Source organism: Sphingomonas sp. 22R3R2A-7, assembly GCF_036856055.1.
Taxonomy (GTDB): Bacteria; Pseudomonadota; Alphaproteobacteria; order Sphingomonadales; family Sphingomonadaceae; genus Sphingomonas.
The window spans coordinates 2,905,174-2,927,830 of record NZ_JASPFR010000001.1 but is presented as its reverse complement, the minus strand read 5'-3'; the positions used below and the strand labels follow the sequence as shown (position 1 = coordinate 2,927,830).

Below are 22,657 nucleotides of genomic sequence, written 5' to 3'. Positions count from 1 at the left end.
GGCGGGGCGGCATCAAGCCGCGCAAACGCTCAGCGCAGCAGCTTCGGCCCTTCCTTGCGGATCATGTCCTGCACCTTGCCCGCGAACAGGCCGAGCAGCCCGGGCAGGTCGACGATCGCATGGACGGTGTCCTCGAACACCGTGACCTTGCTGCCGATGACCTGCCCCATCGCGCTGACGGTGAAATGCAGCGTATCGCCCTCCCAGCGCCGATCGGTCACCGATCCGCCGGGGATCTTCGACCCGATCGTGTCGATGCCGCTGTCGAGCCGCGAGCGCACCCCCGCCTTGCCGAGCTTGTGGGGGATATCGACCGAAATGGGATTGGACATTCTGTGATCCTCAGGTTGCGAACAGCATCGCATCATGTGCGAACGCCTTGAACTCGAGCGCGTTGCCGCTCGGGTCCATAAAGAACATCGTCGCCTGTTCGCCGGGCTCGCCCTTGAAGCGGATATGCGGCGCGATTCCGAACACCACGCCTGCGGCATTGACGCGTTCGGACAACAGGCTCCAGTCGTCCATCGTCAGCACGACGCCGAAATGCGGCACGGGGACGTGATGGCCGTCGACTTCGTTCTCGATCGCGACGGGCCTGGCCGAGGCATCGAGATGCGCGACGATCTGGTGGCCGAACAGGTCGAAATCGATCCAGCTTTCGCTGCTCCGCCCCTCGGGACAGCCGAGCGTCTCGCTGTAGAATTTACGCGCTGCGTCAAGGTCATGGACAGGAAAGGCGAGATGAAAAGGGCGCAAGGTCATGCCTCAAGGATAGGTCGGCCGGTCGCATGAGTCACCCCGGACATTTGCATGTCGGGCCAGATGAGCGATCGTGAGCACGCGCGGCGCCATGCGGCGGCACCCGATGGCGCGCGGTGTTGTGCGAAAACGGCAGCGATGTGGCGGCTTGCTAAGTCGTTGCCGACCCTGCCGCATCACGTCATATCGCACGCGTGATCCGTTTTCCCGCCTCCGCATCGCTCGTCCTCGGCGCCATCGCCGCGACCGGCTTTGCCCCGCTCGACCTGTGGCCATTGATGCTCGTCGCGATCGCGGCGTGGCTTTGGATTGTCCATGCGGCGCCGAGCCTGCGCAGCGCGCTGTGGCGCGGCTGGGTGTTCGGCGTCGGCCACTTCACGGTCAACAACAACTGGTTCCAGCACGCTTTCGACTTCCAGGACGCGATGCCGCCGGTGCTCGGCTATTTCGCCGCGGTGGGTCTGGCGCTGTATCTCGCGGTGTTCCCGATGGCCGCCACGGCGATCGCCTGGCGGTTCGGCCGCGGCAGTGGACACCGCGGCCCCGACGCGGCGTTCGTGCTCGTCTTCGCCGCGGCCTGGATCGCGTCCGAATGGCTGCGCAGCGTGCTGTTCACCGGCTATGCCTGGGATCCGCTCGGCGTCGCATGGCTGCCGCTGATCGGCGTCGCCCGGCTGTCGGCCTGGATCGGCACCTATGCGCTGTCGGGCGTGACGATCGTCGCCGCCGGTACGCTGCTGATGCTGGCGCAGCGGCGCTGGACGATGCCGCTCGTCGTCGTCCCCGCGCTCACGCTCGCGGCACTGTCCGCGCTCTGGACCGATGCCCCGTCCGCACCGGCCGACGCACCGCGAGTCCGCGTCGTCCAGCCTGATATCGGGCAGGAAGATCGCAGCGAATCGGACGGCGAACGCGTGCTGTCCGCGCTCGAACGGCTGTCGGGCACGCCCGGCCGCATACCGCGGCTGATCGTCTGGCCCGAGGGCGTCGTGCGCGACTATCTTGAGGATGGCTACCCGTTCTACGCCTATGACTGGTCGAGCCCGCTTTACCTCCGCCGCCGCATCGCGCGCCTGCTCGGCCCCGACGACATCCTGCTGACCGGCGGCACCGCGTTGTCGTTCGACCGCGACGACAAGATCACGGGCGCGACCAACTCGGTATTCGCGATCGACGCGCAGGCGCGACTGCGCGGCCGCTACGACAAGGCGCACCTCGTCCCCTATGGCGAATATCTGCCGATCCCGTGGCTGCTGAAGCCGCTCGGCCTCGCTCGCCTCGTTCCCGGCGATATCGACTTCACCTCGGGCAAGGGCCCCGCCAGTCTCACGCTGCCAGGGTTCGGCGCGGTCGGCATGCAGATCTGCTACGAGATCATCTTCTCGGGGCAGACCGTCGACCGCGCGCATCGCCCGAAGCTGTTGTTCAATCCATCGAACGACGCATGGTTCGGAAGCTGGGGGCCGCCCCAGCACCTTGCCCAGGCGCGGATGCGCGCGATCGAGGAGGGGCTGCCGATCGTCCGCGCGACCCCGACCGGCATCTCCGCCGTCATCGGCGCCGACGGGCGGCTGGTCGGCACCGTCGCGCATGAAAAGGCGGGCGCAGTCGACGTCCCCATCCCTCCCGCGCTCGTCGTCACGCCGTTCGCGCGGCTCGGCAATCTTGCGGCGGCACTGGTGGCCGCGGCGATGATCGCGATGGCCGTTGCCCTGCGCCGCCGCGATCGTTAGAAGCGTCATATAAAGCTTTCCTTATATGACGCTTGCCGACCCTTTCGCGGCAGGCCTTTTGCGAAGAGGTTCCATGCGCAAGTCCTTTCTCTTCACCTCCGAGTCGGTCTCCGAAGGCCATCCCGACAAGGTCGCCGACCAGATCAGCGACACCATCGTCGACCTGTTCCTCGCCAAGGATCCGCAGGCCCGCATCGCCTGCGAGACGCTGACGACCACGCAGCTCGTCGTGCTTGCCGGTGAGATCCGCGGCAAGGGAATCTTCGAGAACGACCAGTGGGCCGACGGCGTGCTGGACGAGATCGAGGCGGCCGTCCGCAACACCGTCAAGGAAATCGGCTACGCGCAGTCGGGCTTCCACTGGGAGACGTTCCGCTTCGAGAACAACCTCCATGCCCAGTCCGCGCACATCGCGATGGGCGTCGACGAGAGCGGCAACAAGGACGAGGGCGCCGGCGACCAGGGCATCATGTTCGGATACGCCACCGACGAGACCCCCGGCCTGATGCCCGCGACGCTGTATTACAGCCACAAGATCCTCGCCAGGATGGCCGAAGACCGTCATTCGGGCGCAGCACCCTTCCTCGAGCCTGACGCCAAGAGCCAGGTGACGCTGTCGTACGAGAACGAAGTGCCGGTCGGTGCGACCGCCCTCGTCGTCTCGACCCAGCACGCGCCGGGCTATTGCGAGAAGGGCGACAACGCCGATCCCGCCAAGTACGCGGTGCTGCGTGACTATGTCATGGGCGTGTTCAAGGACGTGCTGCCCGACGGCTTCATCACCGACGCGACCGCGATCTACATCAATCCGACCGGCCAGTTCGAGATCGGTGGCCCCGATGGCGACGCAGGCGTCACCGGCCGCAAGATCATCGTCGACACGTACGGCGGCGCAGCCCCGCATGGCGGCGGCGCGTTCTCGGGCAAGGATCCGACCAAGGTCGATCGCTCGGCCGCCTATGTCGCGCGCTATCTCGCGAAGAACGTCGTCGCTGCCGGGCTCGCGCGTCGCTGCACGATCCAGCTGAGCTACGCGATCGGCATCGCCGAGCCGCTGTCGGTCTATGTCGACACGCATGGCACGGGCACAGTGGAAGAGGCCAAGCTCGAGGCGGTCCTGCCGAAGCTCGTGCGCCTGACGCCGAAGGGCATCCGCGAGCACCTCAAGCTCAACGCGCCGATCTACAAGAAGACCGCCGCCTACGGCCATTTCGGTCGCGATCCCGAGGGCGACAGCTTCACCTGGGAAAAGACCGATCTGGTCGAGAAGCTGAAGGCCGCCACCGCGTAACACGGCGCGTATCAGCTCATGAAAAAGCCTCCCCCGGACTGTCCGGGGAGGCTTTTTCGTATCTGGAGCAGCGTGCGCCGGGACGGGCCGATCAGTCCGGCCCCGCCCTGCCCGTATCCCGCTCGACGACCAGCGGCGCACCCGCCGGCTGACGATGTCGCTGGTCGGTCAGGATCTGCCATGCCGTCAGGAACAGCGCCGCGACGAGCGGTCCGACGACGATCCCGCTGAGACCGACGAGTTCGATCCCGCCCAGCGTCGTCACCAGCACGATATAGTCGGGAATCCCCGTGTCGCGACCGACGAGGATCGGACGCAGGATGTTGTCCGCCAGTCCGATCACCACCACGCCCGACACGATCACCGCAAGGCCCTGCCAGATCGCCGTGGTCGCGAGCAGATACACCGCGACCGGCACCCAGACGATCGCCGGCCCTAGCGCGGGCAGCAGCGACGTCAGCGCCATCAACAGTCCCCACAGCAACGCGGCCGGCAACCCGACGATCCAGAACGTCAGCGCGCCGAGGCCGCCCTGCACCAGCGCGACGATCACGGTCCCCTTGATCGTCGCACGGACGACCGACACGAACTTCTCCACCAGCGCACCGGTCACCGACCGCTCGAGCGGCAAGGCGTCGCACACCTTGGGGCCGATCGTCTCGCCGTCGCGGAGCAGGAAGAACATCACGTACAGCGCGATACCGAAGGCCAGCAGGAACGCCGCCGCATTGCGCCCGATCGAGAGCGCCTGGCTCGCGATCGTCCGCACGCTGTTGCCCATCGTCTCCGACAGCCGCGCCTGGATGCGTTCGATCGAATCGAACCCGGCCTTGTCGAGCAGCGTCTGCAGGCGCGTCGGCAACGCGTCGTGCACCTGGTTGAAATAGGCGGCGAAGTTGATGTCGCCGCTCTGGATGCGCGTATAGACCGTCCCGGCCTGATCGACGATCATGCCGCCGATGATCATGCTCGGAACGACCACCGCGAACAGGATGATCAGCAACGTCAGCGCCGCGGCGAGATTGCGCCTGCCGGGCATCCGCGTCAGCAGCCACTGGTACAAGGGCTGGAAGAGGATCGCCGCCAGCGCCGCCCACAGCAGCGCCAGCGCAAAGGTCGACACCACGACCGCAAGCGCGATCGTGATCACCATCAAGAATATCAGAAAGCCGCCCGTTTCGAGCCGACGCCGATCGATCATCGTGTATCCCCCATGAATCCCCGCCGCATGACTCCCGGGCGTCATGGCGGTACGGCGCCGGTGCTCCGGTCGACACCCGATCCCCCAGCACCTGCCGACGGGGATCGGGTGGATCGATCAACGGAGCTTTGCGCTGCCGTTGACGAGTGCTGCCTTCTGCGTGTCCGACATTGCGGCGGCGTTCACGTCCGCATCGTCGATCGCTTCGCCCTGCTTCTCGCCCTGGTCACGCACGGCCTCGGCGCGATCCTCGAGATTGTCGGCAGCCGCTTCAAGCGCGTCCGCGCGATTCTCGGCGGCACCCTCGACCTGGCTGCCGAGCTTGTCGTCGCCCTTGCCGCCACAAGCGGCGAGCGGGACCGTGAGCATGCCCAGGATCAGTGCGGTAGCAATTGTCTTCATTGGAAAAATCCCTTTCTAAGGCCGACGTAACCGTCACGCAGGTGTAACGGTTCCATCGGCGATGAATCACACGTTTTGTGGCGACGATCCCGTGCCGTCCACGCGCATATCAGTCTTGCGTATCAGGCCCGCCCGGCCGCGACGATGTGCGCGTCGTCGACCGGCGGAAATACCCGGTCGAACACCGCACTCACCATTGCCTCGGCGATCCAGCCGACGGCTGCACCGACGACGAGATCCGACAGATAATGCTTGCCGTTGACGGGTTGCGCGGCGGCGACCGCGATCGTCGCGAGCGCGGAGGGCGCTGCCACGCCGTCGATATCGCGCGACGCCGCGCGCGAGACCGCGACTGCGCCGGCTGTATGCCCCGACGGGAACGAAGTTTCCTCATGATCCTCGCTGTCGCCGGGTTCGAAGCGCGCACGCCCCTTCTCGATCGCAGGCGCGGGGCGCGTGCGATCGACCGAGTGCTTGATCGCCGATTTCGCCATCGTCGCGGCAAAATGCGCGGCCAGCATGCGTGCGCCACCCCGCGTCAGGTCGGGCCGTCGCGCGATCAGGCCGATCACCAACGTCCCGATGGACGTCGCGATCAGTTGCGGCTGGTCCGCGACCTCGGCGAGGAACCCCGTCGCCTTGACCAGCGGCGCGTCGCGTTTCTCGGCGAGCTTGTACGTCGTCTTGCGGTCCGCCTCGACGAGTGCCGCCGCCGTATCGTTCTTCGCCGTCATCGTCGCGTCTCCCGTCGCCGTCCGCCCGATACCGCAGGCGGCGGCACCCTCGCGACCCGATCTGCCTGCCCATCCGGGCGATCCGGACCTACCGGATTTGGCCATTACGCCATTGTAACGGGTCGCTCGACGCTTTGCTCCGTGGCAATCGACCGCTAGAGCGCGCGGCGATGACCGACCCCTCCATTATCCGCCGCCTCTATGGCCGTCGCCAGGGCCATAAGCTCCGCCAGGGCCAGTCCGCGCTTGTCGAGGACATGCTGCCACGCCTGTCGGTGCCCGAAGACGGGCCGATCGACTCGACGCGGCTGTTCGGCGACGACCGCCCGCTGCACGTCGAGATCGGCTTCGGCGCAGGCGAACATCTGGCGGGACAGGCCGCGGCGAACCCCGATATCGGCTTCATCGGCTGCGAGCCGTTCCTCAACGGCGTCGTCGGTGCGCTTGGCCATATCCGCGATGGCGCGCTGGACAATGTCCGGCTCTATATGGGCGATGCACTCGAAGTGATCGAGCGGCTACCCGATCAGAGCCTCGACCGGCTGTACCTGCTGCATCCCGATCCATGGCGTAAGGCGCGCCACGCCAAGCGCCGGATGGTCAACCACGGGCCGCTCGACACGATCGCCGCCAAGCTGAAGCCGGGCGGCGAATTCCGGCTGGGGACCGACGATCCGACCTATTGCCGCTGGTCGATGATGATCATGGACCAGCGCCGCGACTTCACCTGGCAGGCGCGGACCCCCGCCGACTTTCTGACGCGCCCCGACGACTGGCCCGAAACGCGCTACGAGCGAAAGGCACGGCGGCAGGGCCACGAGGTCTGGTATTTCCGCTATATCCGCGACTAGCGCCCGCCGCTGCGCCGCCACCAGCCGGCCAGCGCGCGACCGGCGAGCGCCGGCAGCCCGGGCCTGAGCAGCAGCCAATCGCGGATCGGTGCGCCCTGTGTCGCGCCGATCACCTGTTTGTACCCGCTGTCGCCGGCGCCCCAGTCGACGCGCGTCGCGCCCCGCGCCATCACCGCGACGAGGTTGCGCCAGTAGAGCAGCTTGCCCGGCGAATGCTTCGCAAAGCGCGGATCATAGCTGTTGGCGATCGCGTAGATCAGCGCGCCTGTGTCGATGTCGAACGAGAAGGCGGCGGGCGTGCCGTCGACGTCGAGCACCGCGGCCCGGAACATGTCGCCGAGCACCGGGTCGACCACCGCTGCGGTCCAGAAGGCGAGATGGCCCTCCGCGACGAACTTCATGTCGCGACGATCGGTGTCGTGCGCGACCCAGCTCGTCGCCTCGACCGCGCCAAGGTCGGCGAAACCCTGCGGCCAGTCGGTACCATCGAGGAACCGCCAGTCGAGCGCGCCATGCCCGGCCAGATGCTTTTCGTGAAAGCGGTTCTTGCGCAGCGTCGAATTGCGCGGCCAGGGCTGGCCGTCGACGACCGGTGCGAGATCGAGCACCCAGCTGTCGCCGACATGCCGGTCGATCGCGGTCCAGCCCGCTCCGCGCGCGCGCGCGATCAGCGCGGTCGCCGCCGGATCGCCGTCCTCGACCGGGCCTATCCGCAAGCCGTTGATATGCGTAGCGAGCGTGGTGAGGGCCGCCGCCTGCGCCGCCTCGCTCGCGCCGATCGCCATGCCGAAGCTGCGAAACGGCCAGTAACAGCCCGGCACCGTCGCGAGCCGCAGCATCGCTGGCCCGAGCGGCACGAACGGCAATGCCAGCACGGGCACGTCGTCTTCCTCGACGACGAGCGTGCGCGCCTGCCCGCCATAGGCGGCGAGCGCGGCGGCATACCAGCCATAGCGCAGGAAGCGGTGGCTCTCCGCGGCGCGTTCGGCGACCGTGTCGATCGCCGCGCTCAGCCCCTCGACCAGCCCCACACGGACGTCGGGTGGCAACTGCACGAAGTCGGACAGGAGCATGGGCTTGGACATCGATCGCTGCATAGCATCGATGCGTTACCAAGCCGTGCCCCTTCTTCGCTGCGAACACACCCGCGATGGAGGAGCGCGCGATGGCGATGGCGCGCACGGCGCTTCCCTAGGGCGCGGTTATTCCGCATGGTGGCCGCGATGATACCGCTTCCCGCCCTTTCGACGATCGCGCAGACGATCCAGCTGTCGCTTGCCCCCGTCTTCATGCTCGCGGGCATCGGCCAGTTGCTCAACGTGCTGGCCGGCCGGCTGTCGCGCGTGATCGACCGCGCCCGACAGCTCGAAAAGCTCCACCCGAGCAGCGCGGGACGCGAACGCGTCCGCCATATCTGGGAATTGCGGCTGCTCGACCGGCGGATGACGATCATCAACGCCGCGCTCTTTCTCGCGGTCTCCAGCGCGATCATGACGTGTATCGTGATCGCATTGCTGTTCATCGCCGAACTCGCCAAGCTGCATTTCGGCACCTATGTCGCGGTCTCCTTCATCCTCGCGATGGTCCTGCTGATTGCCGCCTTTGCGAGCTTCATGATCGAGGTGCGGATCTCGCTGGTCGCCTTCAGGATCCGTCCCGAACTGCTCGACACCGCCGAACTGATCGACAAGCTGTCATGATACGCGAACGGCGCCTGTTGCAGGCCGTGGTCGCGGTCGCGTGCCTGTTGCCGTTGCTCGTCGGCGGCCAGGGCATCCTCTACGGCCCCGCCCCGTTCGGGCACCTCGCCGAGGTCCCGCGCGATCTCGACAGCCACTTCCGGTATATCTCGGGCATCTTCTTCGCGACGGGGATCGGCTTCGCGAGCTGCATCCCGCGGATCGAAATGAAGGGAGCGCGGTTCAGACTGCTCGGCGGTCTGATCGTGATCGGCGGACTGGCGCGGCTCGTCTCGCTGATCGACGTCGGCGTCCCCTCGCCCGGCCATGTCCTCGGGCTCGGCATGGAAACCGTCGTCGTGCCGCTGCTCATGCTCTGGCAGTGGCGGCTGTCGCGCCGCCCCCTTCCAAACACGGCCGCGACGATCTAGACCGCCCGACCATACCCGGTCCTCGAAAGGTCTTAGCATGCGTGAAGCCGCCATCGTCTCGACTGCCCGTACCGCCATCGGCAAAGCCTATCGCGGCGCGTTCAACGCGACCGAGGCCCCGGTGCTGGCAGGGCATGTGATGAACGCCGCGGTCGGGCGTGCCGGGATCGATCCGGCGCGCATCGACGAGGTGTTCTGGGGGGTCGGCAACCAATGGGGGACGCAAGGGGGCAATGCCGGGCGGATGGCGATCTTCGCGGGCGGGCTCCCCGAATCGGTGCCCGCGTTCACGCTCGACAGGAAATGCGGGTCGGGGCTGACCGCGGTCGCGCTCGCCGCGCGCACGATCATCTGCGACGAGGCCGACGTCGCGCTCGCCGGCGGGATGGAGTCGATCAGCTATACCGTGACGAAGGACGCCCCCCGCTTCGTCAACCAGAGCGTCACCGAGAAGCAGCCCGCCGCCTATATCCCGATGATCGAGACCGCGGAGATCGTCGCGGCGAAATACGGGATCAGCCGCGAGGCGCAGGACGCCTATGCCGCGATGAGCCAGCAACGCGCCGCGGCCGGCGTTGCGAACGGCGCCTTCGCCGAGGAGATCGCGCCGATCACTGTCGAAAAGGCGCTGTTCGACAAGCAGGGCAACCGGACCGGCAGCGAGACCGTCACGCTCGCGCAGGACGAGGGCATTCGCGCGGATACCACGCGCGAGGCGCTCGCGGGCCTCAAGACGGTCTGGCCCGGCGGCGATTTCTCCGGACCCGGGACCAGCGTCACCGCGGGCAATGCCAGCCAGCTGTCGGACGGCGCGTCCGCGCAGCTGCTGATGGACCGCCGGACCGCCGAGGCGGAGGGCAAGGACATTCTCGGCATCTATCGCGGCTTCCAGGCTGCTGGCTGCGACCCCGCCGAGATGGGCATCGGCCCGATCTTCGCGATCCCGAAGCTGCTCGACCGCGCCGGGCTGTCGGTGGCGGACATCGGCCTGTGGGAACTGAACGAGGCGTTCGCGTCGCAATGCCTGTACTGCCGCGACCATCTCGGCATCGATCCCGAGCGCTACAACGTCAATGGCGGCGCGATCGCGGTCGGCCACCCCTTCGGCATGACCGGCTCGCGCCTCGTCGGCCACGCACTGATCGAAGGGCGCAAGCGCGGCGTCCGCTATGTCGTGGTCTCGATGTGCACCGCCGGCGGCATGGGCGCTGCCGGCCTGTTCGAGATCGTCTGACGCGGCTGGGGACGGGCTGACCCCGCCCCCTCCCGCCCGTCGCCCCGCACCAGCCCCCGCCCCCTTCCGTCATCCTGACGAAAGTCAGGATCCAGGGTAACCGGCCACAGCGCTCCTGGCTCTGGATCCTGACTTTCGTCAGGATGACGGGGGTATAGAGGGCGACCCCTGTTCAGAATGACAAGGTCGTGCCCTGCGTATGCGTTTCCTGTTCCTCCCGGCGCTCGCGCTGCTGGCCGCCCCGGTCGTCGCCGCCCCCCAGAAACCCACCCCCGCAAAACCCGGCACCGTCCGCGTCCGCCTCACCACCTCCGAAGGCCCGATCACGCTCGCGCTCGACACGCGCCGCGCCCCCAAGACGAGCGAGAACTTCCTCGCCTATGTCGATGACGGCCGTTTCGACGGAACCGATTTCTACCGTGCCGCACGCAGCAAGAAGGCGCCCAAATTCGGCTTCGTCCAGGGCGGCATCCGCACCGACGCGCGGCGCATCCTCCCTGCCTTCCCGCTCGAGACGACGACGCAGACGGGCATCCGCCATCTCGATGCGACGATCTCGATGGCGCGCGGCAGCGAGCCCGGCTCGGCGGGCGGCAATTTCTTCATCACCGTGGGCCCGACGCCCGCGATGGACGCGCGCCCGGGCTATCTGGGCTATGCGGCGTTCGGCCATGTCGTCGGCGGCATGGACACGGTCCGCCGCATCCTCGCCAAGCCGACCGGTGGCGGGCTCGACGCGTTCAAGGGCCAGATGATCCTCAACCGCGTCGCGCTGATCAGCGCGAAGCGGCTCGACGGCACGCCCCGCCCGACCAGCGGCCCGCGACCATGGCTGATGAAGACGCGCCCCACCCCGCCACGGCCGCGCTGACGCCCCACGGTCCGGGACCTCAGTCCGCGAAGAGTAGGACCGGCGTCTCGAGATATTTCTTCAGCCCCTGGACGAAGCTCGCCGCATCCCAGCCGTCGACGACGCGGTGGTCGCAGCTGATCGACAGGTTCATCAGCTTCGCGCGGACCACCTCGTCGCCCTTGAACACCGGGCGTTCGACGATCTTGTTCGGCCCGATGATCGCGACCTCGGGCCGGTTGATCACCGGCGTCGTCGCGATCCCGCCGAGCGGCCCGAGCGAGGTCACCGTGATCGTCCCGCCACCCATCTCGTTCGGCGCAAGCTTGCCCGCGCGCGCCGCCTCGGCGAGCCGGCCGATCTCGGTCGCGAGCTGCCAGACGTTGCGGTCCTGCGCGTCGCGGATGACGGGGACGGTCAGCCCCGCATCGGTCTGCGCCGCCATGCCCAGATGGATCGCCCCGTGCCGCGTCACCACGCCCGCCTCGTCGTCGTAACGCGCGTTGAGCATCGGGAAATCGGGGATCGTCTTGCAAATCGCGACGATCATCAGCGGCAGCATCGTCAGCTTGGGCCGCCCGCCGCGATTGGCGTTCAGATCCGCACGCATCGCCTCCAGCGCGGTGACGTCGATCTCGTCGACATAGGTGAAATGCGGGATCGCGCGCTTCGACGCGGCCATGTTCTCCGCGATCTTGCGCCGCATGCCGATGACCTTGATCGGCTGGTCCGCGCGTGCCCGGCTCGCGCCCGGCGCCTGATAGCCCTGGCCCGCACCGTACCGCAGATACGCGTCGAGATCGGCATGACGGACCCGGTCGGACTCGGTCTTCACCGAGGCGAGGTCGATCCCCAGATCCCGCGCCCGCGCCCGCACCGCGGGCGATGCCAGCGCATGCGCCGTCTGCTCGGCCGGAGCGCCAGCGGCCCCCTTCTGCTCCCTCTCCCCTTGGGGAGAGGGCTGGGGTGAGGGGCTGGAGCAGGCACCGGCGTTTCCGCCCGGGGCTGCCCCTCACCCCGACCCTCTCCCCGAAGGGGAGAGGGAGTTTCGGTTGCGACCTCTTCGACTCCCGGATTCTCCGCCTCATACTGCTCGGCCGTCTCCGCCTGCGCCGCGGTTAGCGGCGCGGCTACGACCTCGTCCGCGACATCCACCGCATCCGTTTCGATCACGACCAGCGCGGCCCCGATCGACACCTGATCGCCGACCTCGCCCGCAAGTTCGACGACGACGCCCGTGACAGGCGACTCCATCTCGACGGTCGCCTTGTCAGTCATCATGTCCGCGATCGGCGAGTCCTCCTCGACGCGGTCGCCCACCGCGACGTGCCACGCGACGATCTCGGCTTCCGAAATGCCCTCGCCGATATCCGGCAGCTTGAAGGTAAAGCGAGCCATTATGCGTCCTTCATGATCTTCTTGAGGGCCTCGGTGATACGAACCGGCCCCGGGAAATAAGCCCATTCCAGGCTGTGCGGATATGGCGTGTCGAACCCGGTCACGCGCTCGATCGGTGCCTCGAGATGGTAGAAGCACCGCTCCTGCACCAGCGCCGACAGCTCGGCGCCGAACCCGCTGGTCCGCGTCGCCTCGTGGACGATCATGCAGCGCCCGGTCTTCTTCACCGACGCCTCGATCGTCTCGATGTCGAGCGGGACGAGCGTGCGCAGATCGACGATCTCCGCGTCGATCCCCGTCTCGGCGATCACCGCCGCGCAGACATGCACCATCGTGCCGTAGGCGAGGATCGTCAGTGCCTCGCCCGCCCGGACGATCTTCGCCTTGCCGAGCTCGATCTTGTAGTACCCGGTCGGGACCTCGCCCGCGGGATGCTTCGACCAGTTCTGCGACGGCCGATCCCAATATCCGTCGAACGGCCCGTTATAGATGCGCTTTGGCTCGAAGAAGAGCGTCGGGTCATTGTCCTCGATCGCCGCGATCAGCAGGCCCTTCGCATCATAGGGCGTCGACGGGATCACCGTCTTGATCCCCGACATGTGCGTGAACAGCCCCTCGGGGCTCTGGCTGTGCGTCTGCCCGCCGAAGATGCCGCCGCCGAACGGCGATCGCACCGTGATCGGCGAGGTGAACTCGCCCGCCGACCGATAGCGCAGCCGCGCGGCCTCGGACACGAGCTGGTCGAGCGCGGGGTAGATGTAGTCGGCGAACTGGATCTCGGGCACCGGGCGCAGGCCGTAGGCGCCCATGCCGACCGCGACGCCGATGATCCCGCATTCGGTGATAGGCGTGTCGAACACGCGCGTCTTGCCGTGCTTGGCCTGAAGCCCCGCGGTCGCGCGGAACACGCCGCCGAAATAGCCGACATCCTCGCCCATCACGATCACGTCGGGATCGCGCTCCATCATGATGTCCATGGCGGAGTTGATCGCCTGGATCATGTTCATCCGGGTGGTTTCGCCGCCATCCGCTGCGTCGGACCCGGGTGCCTCGATCATGTCGCTCATGCCTTGCGATCCCATGGACGGCCGCTTGCCGCCTCTTCATCGAGCATCTGCTGACGCTGCTCCTTCAGATGCCAGGGCAGTTCCTCGAACACGCCGTCGAACAGCGATTCGAGCGGCTGGTGCAGCCCGTGGCCGAGGATGCCGTTCTTCTCGGCCTCCTTCTGCGCGGCCTTGACCTGCTCGGCGAGCTCCTTGTCCTGCGCCGCGTGGCGCTCATCGTCCCATTCGCCGATCGCGATCAGGTGGTCTTTGAGGCGCTTGATCGGATCGCCGAGCGGCCACGCATTGGGCTCGCCTTCGCTGCGATACTGACCCGGATCGTCCGAGGTCGAATGACCTTCCGCGCGGTAGGTGAAGTGCTCGATCAGCGTCGGCCCTTGGTTGGTCCGCGCCCGCTCGGCCGCCCATAAAGTCGCGGCGTACACGGCCAGCGCGTCATTGCCGTCGACGCGCAGCCCGGCGATGCCATAGCCGACCGCCCGCGCGGCAAACGTCGTCGCCTCCGCGCCCGCGAACCCGGAGAAGCTCGAAATCGCCCACTGGTTGTTGACGACATTGAAGATCACCGGCGCGCGGTAGACCGCGGCAAAGGTGCACGCCGAATGGAAGTCGCCCTCCGCGGTCGAGCCTTCGCCGCACCAGGTCGCCGCGATCCGCGTGTCGCCCTTGGCCGCCGATGCCATCGCCCAGCCCACGGCTTGCGGATATTGCGTCGTGAGGTTGCCCGAGATCGAGAAGAACCCGGCTTCCTTGACCGAATACATGATCGGCAGCTGCTTGCCGCCGAGCCGGTCCGCGGTGTTCGAATAGATCTGGTTCATCATGTCGACGAGACTCCAGCCCCGTGCGATCAGCAGCCCCTGCTGGCGATAGGAGGGGAAGCACATGTCCTCATAATCGAGCGCATAGGCCGCCGCGACCGCGACCGCCTCCTCGCCCAGCGCCTTCATGTAGAAGCTCGTCTTGCCCTGACGCTGCGCGCGGAACATGCGCTCGTCGAACGCGCGGAGCAGCGCCATGCTGCGCAGCATACGGCGCAACATATCGGGCGAAAGCTTGGGATCCCATGGCCCCACCGCATGGCCCTCGTCGTCGAGAACGCGGACCAGCGTATAGGCGAGATCAGTGAAATCGCTCGCTTTGTCCGCGGTATCGGGGCGGCGCGCCTGCCCCGCGGGCGGCACGTCGACTTCGGCGAAATCGACCGGATCGCCGGGTCGAAACTTCGGTTCGGGCACATGCAGCGTCAATCCGGGTAGATTGCGCAGCGGCTGCGAATCGGCGCGAGGGTGCTCGCTGGCCATCGTCACTCCATCTCCATCGCCCGGCGGCGTACGCGCCGGATCGCTCTTCGCGGCCTTGTTATAAAATTTCAACGGCATTGGCGAGAGGGAGTTTTGCCGGACTCCGCATTCGCCCCGGCGGCGTGCAACGCCGTGCGATCAATGCGATAGCATCAGCCTGCGGACGCGGGCGGACACGGGGGGACACGGGGCGACATGCTGCAGGACTGGGACGCCATCGTCGCGATCGGATGCACGCTGCCGGGTGTCGAGCCGGGCACCAGCTACGGCCGGCCCGCACTCAGGTTCCGCGGCAAGACGCTCGCGTCGACCACCGCACCCGATCCCGGCAGCTTCGTGCTCCATATCGGTCTCGACGAGAAGGAGATCCTGCTCGACACCGACCCCGCGACCTTCTGGCAGACCGATCATTATGACGGCTGGCCCGCGGTGCTGGTCCGCTACGGCACCGGCGCGGGCGAGCGGATCGCGGATGTGCTCGCCCGCGCCTGGTGGGACCGCGCTACCGCGGCTCAGCGCAAGGCCTATGGCGAGCGCCCCTAGCCGGCTCGCGCGCTACTCCACCGTCTGCTCGATCACGCCGAAGATCGGGCGATGCCGGTCGTCCTCCGCCCAGATCCGCACCGTATCGCCCTTTTTCAGGAACGGGGTCACCGCCGCGCCGCCCGCGATCGTCTCGATCGTCCGCACTTCGGCCAGGCAGGAATAGCCGACGCCGCCCTCTGCAATCGGCTTGCCCGGCCCGCCGTCCGCGCCGCGGTTCGACACCGTGCCCGACCCGACGATCGTCCCCGCGCCCAGCTTGCGCGTCTTGGCGGCATGCGCGATCAGCGTGCCGAAATCGAACGTCATGTCCTCGCCCGCCTCGGCGCGACCAAAGGGCTGGCCGTTCAGGTCGACCATCAGCTTGCGGTGCAGCTTGCCGTCCTGCCACCAGTCGCCAAGCGACTCGGGCGTCACGAACACCGGTGAAAACGCACTGGCGGGCTTCGACTGGAAGAAGCCGAATCCCTTGCCCAGCTCGGCCGGGATCAGGTTGCGCAGCGACACGTCGTTGGTCAGCCCGACCAGCCGCACCGCCGCCAGCGCCTCCTCGCGGCTCGCGCCCATCGCCACGTCGCCGGTGACGACGACGACCTCGCCCTCCATGTCGCAGCCCCAGCTCTCGTCGGCGAGCGGGATCGCGTCGCGCGGCCCAAGAAAACCGTCCGACCCGCCCTGATACATCAGCGGATCGTGCCAGAAGCTGTCGGGCATCTCGGCCGCACGCGCCTGCCGGACGAGCGCGACATGGTTCACATAGGCCGAGCCATCCGCCCACTGATAGGCGCGCGGCAAGGGCGACGCCGCGTCATGCTCGTGGAACCGCCGCATCGGGATCATCTCGTGCTCGAGATCGGTCGCAAGGTTTTCGAGTGCGGGCGCGAGCCGGTCCCAGTCGTCGAGCGCGGCCTGCAGCGTCGGCGCGATATGCGTCGCGTCGGCATACCAGGCGAGATCGTTCGACACGACGACAAGCCGGCCGTCACGGCCCCGGGCTGGATCTGCGTCCTTCAGGCTGGCGAGTTTCATGCGGCGGATCCTCTCGTTGTTTTCGCCTTCCTACGCCCGGGGCAGCGCGGAAGTCGAGTGGCGCGCTTGGCCGGACGTCGCACGACTTGACGCTCCGGCCGATCGCCAGCACGCTTCGGCAAACGGCGGACACACGCCGGACGATCGAGAGGATTGCCATGACGCTCGACACGCTCGCTGGCCGATTCGCGTATAACGACGATCATGAGGCGTTCCGCCGGACGGTGCGCAGCTTCCTCGAACGCGAAGGCGTGCCGCATGTCGCCGCGTGGGAGGCCGACCGGCTCGTCCCGCGCGACTTCTGGCGCAAGGCGGGCGCGATCGGCATGCTCTGCCCGAGCGTGGCGGAACGCTATGGCGGGCCCGGGCTCGATTTCGGCTACAATGCGGTGGTCGACGAGGAGATGGCCTATGCAGGCGTCCCCGCCGGCTTCTCGCTGCAATCCGATATCGTCGTCGGCTATCTCGAGCATTATGGCTCCGACGAGCAAAAGGCGCAGTGGCTGCCCCGGATGGTCTCGGGCGAGGTCATCACCGCGATCGCGATGACCGAGCCCGGCACCGGCAGCGACCTGCAGGCGATCCGCACCACCGCGCGGAAGGACGGCAACCATTACGTCCTCAACGGCACGAAGACCTACATCACCAACGGCCAGAATACCGACCTGACGCTGGTCGTCGCCAAGACCGATCCCGATGCGATCCCCGCGTGGAAGGGCATGTCGATCATCCTGGTCGAGAGCGACCGCGCGGGGTTCCGCAAGGGCCGGAACCTCGACAAGATCGGTCAGGAGGCAGCCGACACCTCCGAACTGTTCTTCGACGACGTCCGCGTGCCGATCACGCATTGCCTCGGCGAGGAGGGCAAGGGCTTTACGTATCTGATGAGCCAGTTGCCGCAGGAACGCCTGTCGATCGCGATCAGCGTCCAGGCGTCGGCGCAAAAGGCGTTCGACGAGACCGTCGCCTTCACCAAGGATCGCAAGGCGTTTGCCGGCGTCGTCTTCGATTTCCAGAACACCCGCTTCGTGCTCGCGGGACTGAAGGCGAAGCTGCAGGTCGGCTGGGCGCATCTCGACTGGGCGATCGCGCGGCACCTGAAGGGGGCGCTCACCAACGAGGAGGGGGCCGCTGCCAAATTGTGGCACAGCGAACTGCAGTGGGAGGTGATGGACCAGTGCCTTCAACTCCATGGCGGCGCTGGATATATGAACGAATATCCGATTGCCCGGAGCTGGCGCGCGGCGCGCGTCAGCCGGATCTATGGCGGAACCAGCGAGATCATGAAGGAAGTGATCGGCCGCAAGCTGTAGCGCCACGCCGTCGACGCGCCATGCCGGGCCACGCATCCGGGACGTATCGGAGCGCCCCTGCCCGCAACCTTGCCCGCGCCGCACCGCCACCCCCATATGCCGGATAGCGCAATCGCCTTCGAAAGCCCCCACATGCCCCTCGACATCGTCCGCGTCCCCGTCCTCAGCGACAATTACGCGTGGCTCGTTCACGACACCGAGAGCGGCGAGACGGTCGCCATCGACCCTGGCGAGGCAGGCCCCGTGCTCGCGGCGGCGGCCGATCGGGGCTGGCGGATCGACCATGTGTGGACCACGCACTGGCACCCCGATCACACCGGCGGCAACGCCGCGATCAAGGCGCAGGGCGCGACCATCACCGGGCCCGGCGCAGAGGCCACGAAGATCCCGACGCTCGACGTCCGGGTCGGCGAAGGCGACAGCGTTTCGCTCGGCGCGCATGTCGCGCGGGTGATGACCGTGCCGGGACACACGCAGGGCCACATCGCCTTCCACTTCGCCGACGACGCGGTGATCTTCACCGGGGACACGCTGTTCGCGATGGGCTGTGGCCGCCTGTTCGAAGGCACGCCCGCCGACATGTTCGCCAACATGCAGCGTTATGCCGCGCTGCCCGACGAGACCGCGGTCTTCTGTGGGCATGAATACACGCAGTCGAACGGCCGCTACGCGCTGGTCGCAGAGCCCGACAATGCCGCGATCGCGCGTCGCATGATCGACGTCGATGCCGCGCGCGCACGCGGCGAGGCGACCGTCCCGACGACGATCGCACTCGAAAAGGCGACCAACCCGTTCCTCCGGGCGACATCCGCCGCGCAGCTCGGCGACTATCGCGCAGCCAAAGACGCGTTCAAGGGTTGATGCGGTAGGGCAAACGCCGCAGGGCAAGCTATTCCGCGGGTGCGCCCTTATATGGGGGACGAAGGAGCATCGCATGCGCAACCTCGGCCGGATCCTGTCCCTCTCAGTCCTGACGGTGGCGGCGGCGTGCACGCCGACCCCGCGCGAACAGCTCGCGATCGACCAGCGGCTCAAGACGGAACAACAGAAGCTCGACGCCAGGCTCGCCGGGCTGACCCCGGGCAAGCCCACCAGCTGCATGCCGCAGTTCGGCAACCCGCAGGTGAGCAGCTACGGCCCGACGCTGCTCTACCGGGTGAGCAACTCGCTCATCTACCGGACCGACACGACCGGTGGCTGCGCGGATCTCGACCGCAACATCCTGATCACGCGCACCCCCACGGGGCAGACCTGTCGCGGCGACATCGCCACGACGATCGACACCGCCAGCCGCTTCATGACGGGAAGCTGCAGCTTCGGGGAGTTCGTCCCCTATCGGAAGCGCTGATGCGCAGCCGGCGTATCGCAGCGCTGCTGGCGACCGGCATCGCGCTTGTTGCGTCGCGCGACGATCCGCTCGCCGGCCGGATCGCGGGGCCACCCGTCGCGTGCATCGATCTCGCCCGCGTCCAGGGGCCGACGATCCTCGACGACAAGACGATACTCTACCGCCAGTCGGGCAAGCGCGTCTGGCGCGCCGTGCCGATCGGGTCCTGCGAGGCGCTGCGCCCGCCCGCGACCATCATCGTCGACGTCTATGGCGGACAGCTCTGCCGCAACGACCGCTTCCGCCTCCTCTCCTACGGCATGACGATCCCCTCGAGCTATTGCCGGTTCGGGAATTTCACGCCCTATGACAAACCCGACCGTCCCTAGGCGCGGCCGAACGGATGACAGGCGGCAGGCCCTGTCACTCGCGCAACTCGCCGCCTTCCAATGATATGTTGCAACATTGCCACAGCGACGCACCTAATGCCGCACCCGCGAACAACATCTTTGATATGATACATCATCGAGGCTAAACGACGGCTCCGGGTTGTAGGAGCGTATCGATGAAGACTGTTTTCGGGATCAGCGCACTGGCGATCGCCACCGCGCTCGCCGCATCACCCACCGCGACCGCGCAGACGCTGGAAACGCCCGCCGCCAGGCCCGCGCCGAAGCCCGTCGCCCCAGCGGCACAGGCGAGCCGCGGCGAGATCATCGTCACCGCCCCGGTCCGGCAGAGCGAGACCGACGTCCTGCAGGGCACCTCGATCCTGTCCGGCGCCGAACTGACGCGCAACCTGCGCCCGACGATCGGCGAGACGCTTGCGCGCCAGCCGGGCGTCTCCGCGACCTCGTTCGGTCCGAGCGCGTCGCGCCCGATCCTGCGCGGCTTCCAGGGCGAGCGGATTCGCGTGCTGACCGACGGGATCGGCTCGATCGACGTCTCGAACACCTCGGTCGATCACGCGGTGATCATCGACCCGCTGCTCGCCGAGCGGATCGAAGTGCTGCGCGGTCCCTCCGCCCTTCTGTTCGGATCGTCCGCGGTCGGCGGCGTTGTCAACGTCATCGACACGCGCATTCCGCGCACCGTGCCCGAGAACGGCTACCGCGTGAACGGCATCGCCAGCTACGGATCGGCCGCCAACGAACGCTCGGGCGGCGGCGCGGGTGACGTCGCGGTCGGCGAGCATCTCGTCCTCCATGCCGACGGCTCGTATCTGAAGTCGGGCAACCTGCGCACCGGCGGCAACATCCTGTCGCCCGAGGCGCGCGCCGCCGCACGCAGCCAGGTCGGCCTGCCGCAGGACACCGACGAGCCGATCGATTTCGCCCGGTCGGCATCGCTCCGCGGCAAGCTTCCCAACACGCAGTCGGAGACCTGGACCGCGGGCGTCGGCGCCTCGGTCATCACCGACACGGGCAATCTCGGCATCTCGTACAGCCATTACGACAGCCTCTACGGCGTCCCTATCCGCTACGCGACCGAAGTCGGTCAGGAGCAGGAGGCGCCCCGGCTCGACGTCGTCCAGAACCGGTTCGATCTGCGCGGCGAGATCAACACCGGCGGCGGGTTTCTCGACAGGATCCGGGTCCGCGCGGGCCACGCGACCTATCGCCACTTCGAGCTCGAGCCCGATGGCGGAGTCGGCACCGCCTTCTTCAACAACGGCACCGAGGGTCGCATCGAACTCGTCCAGGCCAATCGTGGCGGCTGGCAGGGCGCGTCGGGCGTGCAATATTTCAACCGCCTGTTCGACGTGAACGGCGACGAGGCGTTCCTCCCGCGCAACGAGACCAACCAGACCGGCCTCTTCACGCTCCAGCAGTACAGCGCCGGCGCGTTCCGCGCGGAAGGCGGGCTGCGCTACGAGCACACCGCGCTCGACGCCAAGACGCCGCTCAACGATCTCCGCTTCTTCCGCGGGACGCGCAGCTTCGACGCGGTGTCGGGGTCGCTCGGCGGATCCTATGGCGTGACCGACGCGGTGCGGGTCGGCGTGAACGTCTCGCGCACCGAACGCGCACCGTCCGCGGAGGAACTGTTCGCCAATGGCGGGCATGCCGGGACGCAGGCATATGAATTCGGCAGCCCCGACTTCCGGCTCGAAAAGAGCTGGGGTCTCGAAGGCACGCTCCACGCGCATGGCGACGGCTTCAGCTTCGACGCGTCGGCCTATTACAACTGGTTCTCGAACTATATCTCGGAAAACCAGGTCGCGCAGGACATCTGCCAGCTTGCCGCAGATCCGTCGGGCCGCGAGGTCGATCTGCCCTGCTTCCAGTATCAGCAGGCCGATGCACGCTATTACGGATTCGAGGCCAACGCGTCGGTCCGCGTCGCCCAGATCGGTGGCTATCTGATCAACGCCGACCTGCTCGGCGATTATGTCCGCGCGACGATCGTCGACAACGGCCCCGTGCCCCGCATCCCGCCGATGCGCGTGCTCGGCGGGATCGAGGCGCAGGGCGACCGCGTCAACGGCCGGCTCGAGGTCGAGCACGTCTTCGAACAGGACCGCATCGCCGCATTCGAGACCACGACGCGCGACTATACGATGGTCAACGCGACGATCGGGTTCAGCCCGTTCGGCAAGGACAGCAAGACCTCGATCCTGGTCAGCGCGAACAACCTGTTCGATGGCGAGGCGCGCCGCCATGCGAGCTTCCTCAAGGACTTCGCCCCGCTCGCCGGCCGCGACATCCGCGCGACGCTGCGCTTCGGACTCTGAAGACGTCCGGTCGCGGGGGGGTGTCTTCCTCGCGACCCACCACGCTCGGGCGCACGGGGTAGCTGGCGGCCCGCACCGATCGTATAGCGCGATCGATGCGCCCGATCCTCTACAGCTTCCGCCGCTGCCCCTATGCGATGCGCGCGCGCAGCGCGGTGGTGGCGAGCGGCGTGCAGGTCGAGCTCCGCGAGGTCGTGCTGCGTGCCAAGCCCGCCGCGCTGCTTGCCGCCTCCGCCAAGGGCACCGTGCCCGTCCTCGTCCTGCCCGGTGGACGCGTCGTTGACCAGAGCCTCGACATCATGCGCTGGGCGCTGGGCGTTGCCGATCCGCAGCGCTGGCTCGATGGCGACGACCAGGCGCTGATCGCGATCAACGACGGCGTCTTCAAACACCATCTCGACCGCTACAAATATCCCGAGCGTCACGGGTCGGACAGGCTCGCGCACCGCGCCGTCGCCACCGACATCCTCGCAGCGCTCGACACGCGTCTCCAGGCAAATGGCCACCTCGTCACGCCGTGGTTCGCGCTCGCCGACATGGCGATCGCACCGTTCGTGCGGCAGTTCGCCGCGACCGATCCCGGCTATTTCGACGCGCTGCCGCTGCCCGCGCTGCGCGATTGGCGGGACAGGTATCTGGCGAGCCCCGTCTTCGCGGCGATCATGCCGAAGTTCGAACCCTGGGCTCCGCACGCCGCACCCATGGCTTTTCCCGCCTGATCCGTACCTTACAGAGGCGCTGCCCCCGAAACCGAAAGGCTGGCGCTCGTCGCCCGCG

General features: G+C 67.5%; 23 protein-coding genes and 1 pseudogene. 14 read left to right on the top strand and 10 right to left on the bottom strand.

Annotated elements, in window-relative coordinates; translation table 11 throughout:
- Nucleotides 1–29: 29 nt before the first annotated feature.
- Both QP165_RS13985 and QP165_RS13980 read right to left on the bottom strand, forming a co-directional pair.
- The gene (locus QP165_RS13985) at nt 30–332 is read right to left on the bottom strand and encodes a polyhydroxyalkanoic acid system family protein (protein ID WP_031438938.1); all 303 of its coding nucleotides are present in this window, start codon (nt 330–332) and stop codon (nt 30–32) included.
- A gap of 10 nt (nt 333–342) precedes the next feature.
- Complete coding sequence (locus QP165_RS13980; RefSeq protein ID WP_056020456.1) at nt 343–762, bottom strand: VOC family protein; 420 nt, start codon at nt 760–762, stop codon at nt 343–345.
- A 191-nt stretch (nt 763–953) separates the two neighbouring features.
- Between QP165_RS13980 and lnt the strand changes: the two genes are divergently transcribed.
- Both lnt and metK read left to right on the top strand, forming a co-directional pair.
- Nucleotides 954–2,492, top strand: a complete 1,539-nt coding sequence (lnt, locus tag QP165_RS13975; protein WP_333996100.1) for an apolipoprotein N-acyltransferase — start codon at nt 954–956, stop codon at nt 2,490–2,492.
- Nucleotides 2,493–2,565: 73 nt separating this feature from the next.
- Nucleotides 2,566–3,783 (top strand): methionine adenosyltransferase, encoded by a 1,218-nt coding sequence (metK, locus tag QP165_RS13970; RefSeq protein ID WP_333996099.1) that lies wholly within the window; start codon nt 2,566–2,568, stop codon nt 3,781–3,783.
- A gap of 91 nt (nt 3,784–3,874) precedes the next feature.
- On the opposite strand, the gene QP165_RS13965 is transcribed toward metK, so the two are convergent.
- The 3 genes from QP165_RS13965 to QP165_RS13955 all read right to left on the bottom strand — a co-directional run bounded on the left by QP165_RS13965 (nt 3,875) and on the right by QP165_RS13955 (nt 6,120).
- A complete protein-coding gene (locus QP165_RS13965; RefSeq protein ID WP_333996098.1) occupies nt 3,875–4,984 on the bottom strand; it encodes an AI-2E family transporter in 1,110 nt (369 codons plus the stop codon).
- A 117-nt stretch (nt 4,985–5,101) separates the two neighbouring features.
- On the bottom strand, nt 5,102–5,386 hold the full coding sequence (locus tag QP165_RS13960) for a hypothetical protein (protein WP_056020445.1): 285 nt from the start codon (nt 5,384–5,386) through the stop codon (nt 5,102–5,104).
- A 122-nt stretch (nt 5,387–5,508) separates the two neighbouring features.
- Nucleotides 5,509–6,120, bottom strand: coding sequence for a phosphatase PAP2 family protein (locus QP165_RS13955; RefSeq protein WP_056020443.1), 612 nt, complete (start codon nt 6,118–6,120; stop codon nt 5,509–5,511).
- Between the two features lie 170 nt (nt 6,121–6,290).
- Here QP165_RS13955 and trmB point away from each other — a divergent pair, with 170 nt between their 5' ends.
- Nucleotides 6,291–6,971, top strand: a complete 681-nt coding sequence (gene trmB / locus QP165_RS13950; protein WP_333996097.1) for a tRNA (guanosine(46)-N7)-methyltransferase TrmB — start codon at nt 6,291–6,293, stop codon at nt 6,969–6,971.
- Here trmB and QP165_RS13945 read toward each other — a convergent pair.
- Nucleotides 6,968–8,056 (bottom strand): GNAT family N-acetyltransferase, encoded by a 1,089-nt coding sequence (locus tag QP165_RS13945; protein WP_333996096.1) that lies wholly within the window; start codon nt 8,054–8,056, stop codon nt 6,968–6,970. The two genes, trmB and QP165_RS13945, sit on opposite strands and share 4 nt — an antisense overlap.
- Before the next feature lie 138 nt (nt 8,057–8,194).
- Between QP165_RS13945 and QP165_RS13940 the strand changes: the two genes are divergently transcribed.
- The 4 genes from QP165_RS13940 (at nt 8,195) to QP165_RS13925 (ending at nt 11,186) form a co-directional block, all read left to right on the top strand.
- The gene (locus tag QP165_RS13940; RefSeq protein ID WP_056022111.1) at nt 8,195–8,671 is read left to right on the top strand and encodes a DUF2721 domain-containing protein; all 477 of its coding nucleotides are present in this window, start codon (nt 8,195–8,197) and stop codon (nt 8,669–8,671) included.
- Nucleotides 8,668–9,081 (top strand): DUF4345 domain-containing protein, encoded by a 414-nt coding sequence (locus tag QP165_RS13935; protein ID WP_333996095.1) that lies wholly within the window; start codon nt 8,668–8,670, stop codon nt 9,079–9,081. Before QP165_RS13940 ends, QP165_RS13935 begins: the two co-directional genes overlap by 4 nt.
- A 37-nt stretch (nt 9,082–9,118) precedes the next feature.
- A complete protein-coding gene (locus tag QP165_RS13930; protein ID WP_333996094.1) occupies nt 9,119–10,315 on the top strand; it encodes a thiolase family protein in 1,197 nt (398 codons plus the stop codon).
- A 199-nt stretch (nt 10,316–10,514) separates the two neighbouring features.
- Complete coding sequence (locus QP165_RS13925) at nt 10,515–11,186, top strand: peptidylprolyl isomerase (protein ID WP_333996093.1); 672 nt, start codon at nt 10,515–10,517, stop codon at nt 11,184–11,186.
- A 19-nt stretch (nt 11,187–11,205) separates the two neighbouring features.
- On the opposite strand, the pseudogene QP165_RS20095 reads toward QP165_RS13925, so the two are convergent.
- From QP165_RS20095 to QP165_RS13905, 3 genes and pseudogenes are all read right to left on the bottom strand, one after another.
- Nucleotides 11,206–12,563: pseudogene (locus QP165_RS20095) on the bottom strand (dihydrolipoamide acetyltransferase family protein).
- The gene (locus QP165_RS13910) at nt 12,563–13,570 is read right to left on the bottom strand and encodes an alpha-ketoacid dehydrogenase subunit beta (protein WP_056022108.1); all 1,008 of its coding nucleotides are present in this window, start codon (nt 13,568–13,570) and stop codon (nt 12,563–12,565) included. Before QP165_RS13910 ends, QP165_RS20095 begins: the two are co-directional and overlap by 1 nt.
- Before the next feature lie 56 nt (nt 13,571–13,626).
- Nucleotides 13,627–14,934: a thiamine pyrophosphate-dependent enzyme gene (locus QP165_RS13905; protein WP_166746954.1), complete on the bottom strand. Its 1,308-nt coding sequence runs from the start codon at nt 14,932–14,934 to the stop codon at nt 13,627–13,629.
- Nucleotides 14,935–15,129: 195 nt separating this feature from the next.
- On the opposite strand from QP165_RS13905, the gene QP165_RS13900 reads away from it, so the two are divergent.
- Nucleotides 15,130–15,477 (top strand): MmcQ/YjbR family DNA-binding protein, encoded by a 348-nt coding sequence (locus QP165_RS13900; RefSeq protein WP_333996090.1) that lies wholly within the window; start codon nt 15,130–15,132, stop codon nt 15,475–15,477.
- Between the two features lie 12 nt (nt 15,478–15,489).
- Here the strand turns inward: QP165_RS13900 and QP165_RS13895 are convergent, their stop codons facing one another.
- Nucleotides 15,490–16,506 carry a fumarylacetoacetate hydrolase family protein gene (locus QP165_RS13895; RefSeq protein WP_333996089.1) on the bottom strand — a complete coding sequence of 339 codons (1,017 nt, stop codon included), beginning with the start codon at nt 16,504–16,506 and terminating at the stop codon, nt 15,490–15,492.
- Nucleotides 16,507–16,664: 158 nt separating this feature from the next.
- Here QP165_RS13895 and QP165_RS13890 point away from each other — a divergent pair, with 158 nt between their 5' ends.
- The 6 genes from QP165_RS13890 to QP165_RS13865 all read left to right on the top strand — a co-directional run bounded on the left by QP165_RS13890 (nt 16,665) and on the right by QP165_RS13865 (nt 22,599).
- Complete coding sequence (locus QP165_RS13890; RefSeq protein ID WP_333996088.1) at nt 16,665–17,819, top strand: acyl-CoA dehydrogenase family protein; 1,155 nt, start codon at nt 16,665–16,667, stop codon at nt 17,817–17,819.
- Nucleotides 17,820–17,951: 132 nt separating this feature from the next.
- A complete protein-coding gene (gene gloB, locus QP165_RS13885) occupies nt 17,952–18,680 on the top strand; it encodes a hydroxyacylglutathione hydrolase (RefSeq protein ID WP_333996087.1) in 729 nt (242 codons plus the stop codon).
- A gap of 73 nt (nt 18,681–18,753) precedes the next feature.
- Nucleotides 18,754–19,167 carry a hypothetical protein gene (locus tag QP165_RS13880; RefSeq protein WP_056020428.1) on the top strand — a complete coding sequence of 138 codons (414 nt, stop codon included), beginning with the start codon at nt 18,754–18,756 and terminating at the stop codon, nt 19,165–19,167.
- Complete coding sequence (locus tag QP165_RS13875) at nt 19,167–19,535, top strand: hypothetical protein (RefSeq protein ID WP_333996086.1); 369 nt, start codon at nt 19,167–19,169, stop codon at nt 19,533–19,535. Before QP165_RS13880 ends, QP165_RS13875 begins: the two co-directional genes overlap by 1 nt.
- A gap of 176 nt (nt 19,536–19,711) precedes the next feature.
- On the top strand, nt 19,712–21,880 hold the full coding sequence (locus QP165_RS13870) for a TonB-dependent receptor (protein ID WP_333996085.1): 2,169 nt from the start codon (nt 19,712–19,714) through the stop codon (nt 21,878–21,880).
- A 95-nt stretch (nt 21,881–21,975) separates the two neighbouring features.
- Entirely contained in the window at nt 21,976–22,599 is a 624-nt protein-coding gene (locus QP165_RS13865; protein ID WP_333996084.1) for a glutathione S-transferase, read from the top strand.
- The last annotated feature ends 58 nt before the right edge of the window (nt 22,600–22,657 follow it).

Bases quoted from the DNA above. Each gene is read 5' to 3' on its own strand.
- QP165_RS13985 (WP_031438938.1), bottom strand. From the start codon at position 332: ATGTCCAATCCCATTTCGGTCGATATCCCCCACAAGCTCGGCAAGGCG.
- QP165_RS13980 (WP_056020456.1), bottom strand. From the start codon at position 762: ATGACCTTGCGCCCTTTTCATCTCGCCTTTCCTGTCCATGACCTTGAC.
- metK (WP_333996099.1), top strand. From the start codon at position 2,566: ATGCGCAAGTCCTTTCTCTTCACCTCCGAGTCGGTCTCCGAAGGCCAT.
- QP165_RS13965 (WP_333996098.1), bottom strand. From the start codon at position 4,984: ATGATCGATCGGCGTCGGCTCGAAACGGGCGGCTTTCTGATATTCTTG.
- QP165_RS13960 (WP_056020445.1), bottom strand. From the start codon at position 5,386: ATGAAGACAATTGCTACCGCACTGATCCTGGGCATGCTCACGGTCCCG.
- QP165_RS13955 (WP_056020443.1), bottom strand. From the start codon at position 6,120: ATGACGGCGAAGAACGATACGGCGGCGGCACTCGTCGAGGCGGACCGC.
- trmB (WP_333996097.1), top strand. From the start codon at position 6,291: ATGACCGACCCCTCCATTATCCGCCGCCTCTATGGCCGTCGCCAGGGC.
- QP165_RS13945 (WP_333996096.1), bottom strand. From the start codon at position 8,056: ATGTCCAAGCCCATGCTCCTGTCCGACTTCGTGCAGTTGCCACCCGAC.
- QP165_RS13940 (WP_056022111.1), top strand. From the start codon at position 8,195: ATGATACCGCTTCCCGCCCTTTCGACGATCGCGCAGACGATCCAGCTG.
- QP165_RS13935 (WP_333996095.1), top strand. From the start codon at position 8,668: ATGATACGCGAACGGCGCCTGTTGCAGGCCGTGGTCGCGGTCGCGTGC.
- QP165_RS13930 (WP_333996094.1), top strand. From the start codon at position 9,119: ATGCGTGAAGCCGCCATCGTCTCGACTGCCCGTACCGCCATCGGCAAA.
- QP165_RS13925 (WP_333996093.1), top strand. From the start codon at position 10,515: ATGCGTTTCCTGTTCCTCCCGGCGCTCGCGCTGCTGGCCGCCCCGGTC.
- QP165_RS13910 (WP_056022108.1), bottom strand. From the start codon at position 13,570: ATGAACATGATCCAGGCGATCAACTCCGCCATGGACATCATGATGGAG.
- QP165_RS13905 (WP_166746954.1), bottom strand. From the start codon at position 14,934: ATGGCCAGCGAGCACCCTCGCGCCGATTCGCAGCCGCTGCGCAATCTA.
- QP165_RS13900 (WP_333996090.1), top strand. From the start codon at position 15,130: ATGCTGCAGGACTGGGACGCCATCGTCGCGATCGGATGCACGCTGCCG.
- QP165_RS13895 (WP_333996089.1), bottom strand. From the start codon at position 16,506: ATGAAACTCGCCAGCCTGAAGGACGCAGATCCAGCCCGGGGCCGTGAC.
- QP165_RS13890 (WP_333996088.1), top strand. From the start codon at position 16,665: ATGACGCTCGACACGCTCGCTGGCCGATTCGCGTATAACGACGATCAT.
- gloB (WP_333996087.1), top strand. From the start codon at position 17,952: ATGCCCCTCGACATCGTCCGCGTCCCCGTCCTCAGCGACAATTACGCG.
- QP165_RS13880 (WP_056020428.1), top strand. From the start codon at position 18,754: ATGCGCAACCTCGGCCGGATCCTGTCCCTCTCAGTCCTGACGGTGGCG.
- QP165_RS13875 (WP_333996086.1), top strand. From the start codon at position 19,167: ATGCGCAGCCGGCGTATCGCAGCGCTGCTGGCGACCGGCATCGCGCTT.
- QP165_RS13870 (WP_333996085.1), top strand. From the start codon at position 19,712: ATGAAGACTGTTTTCGGGATCAGCGCACTGGCGATCGCCACCGCGCTC.
- QP165_RS13865 (WP_333996084.1), top strand. From the start codon at position 21,976: ATGCGCCCGATCCTCTACAGCTTCCGCCGCTGCCCCTATGCGATGCGC.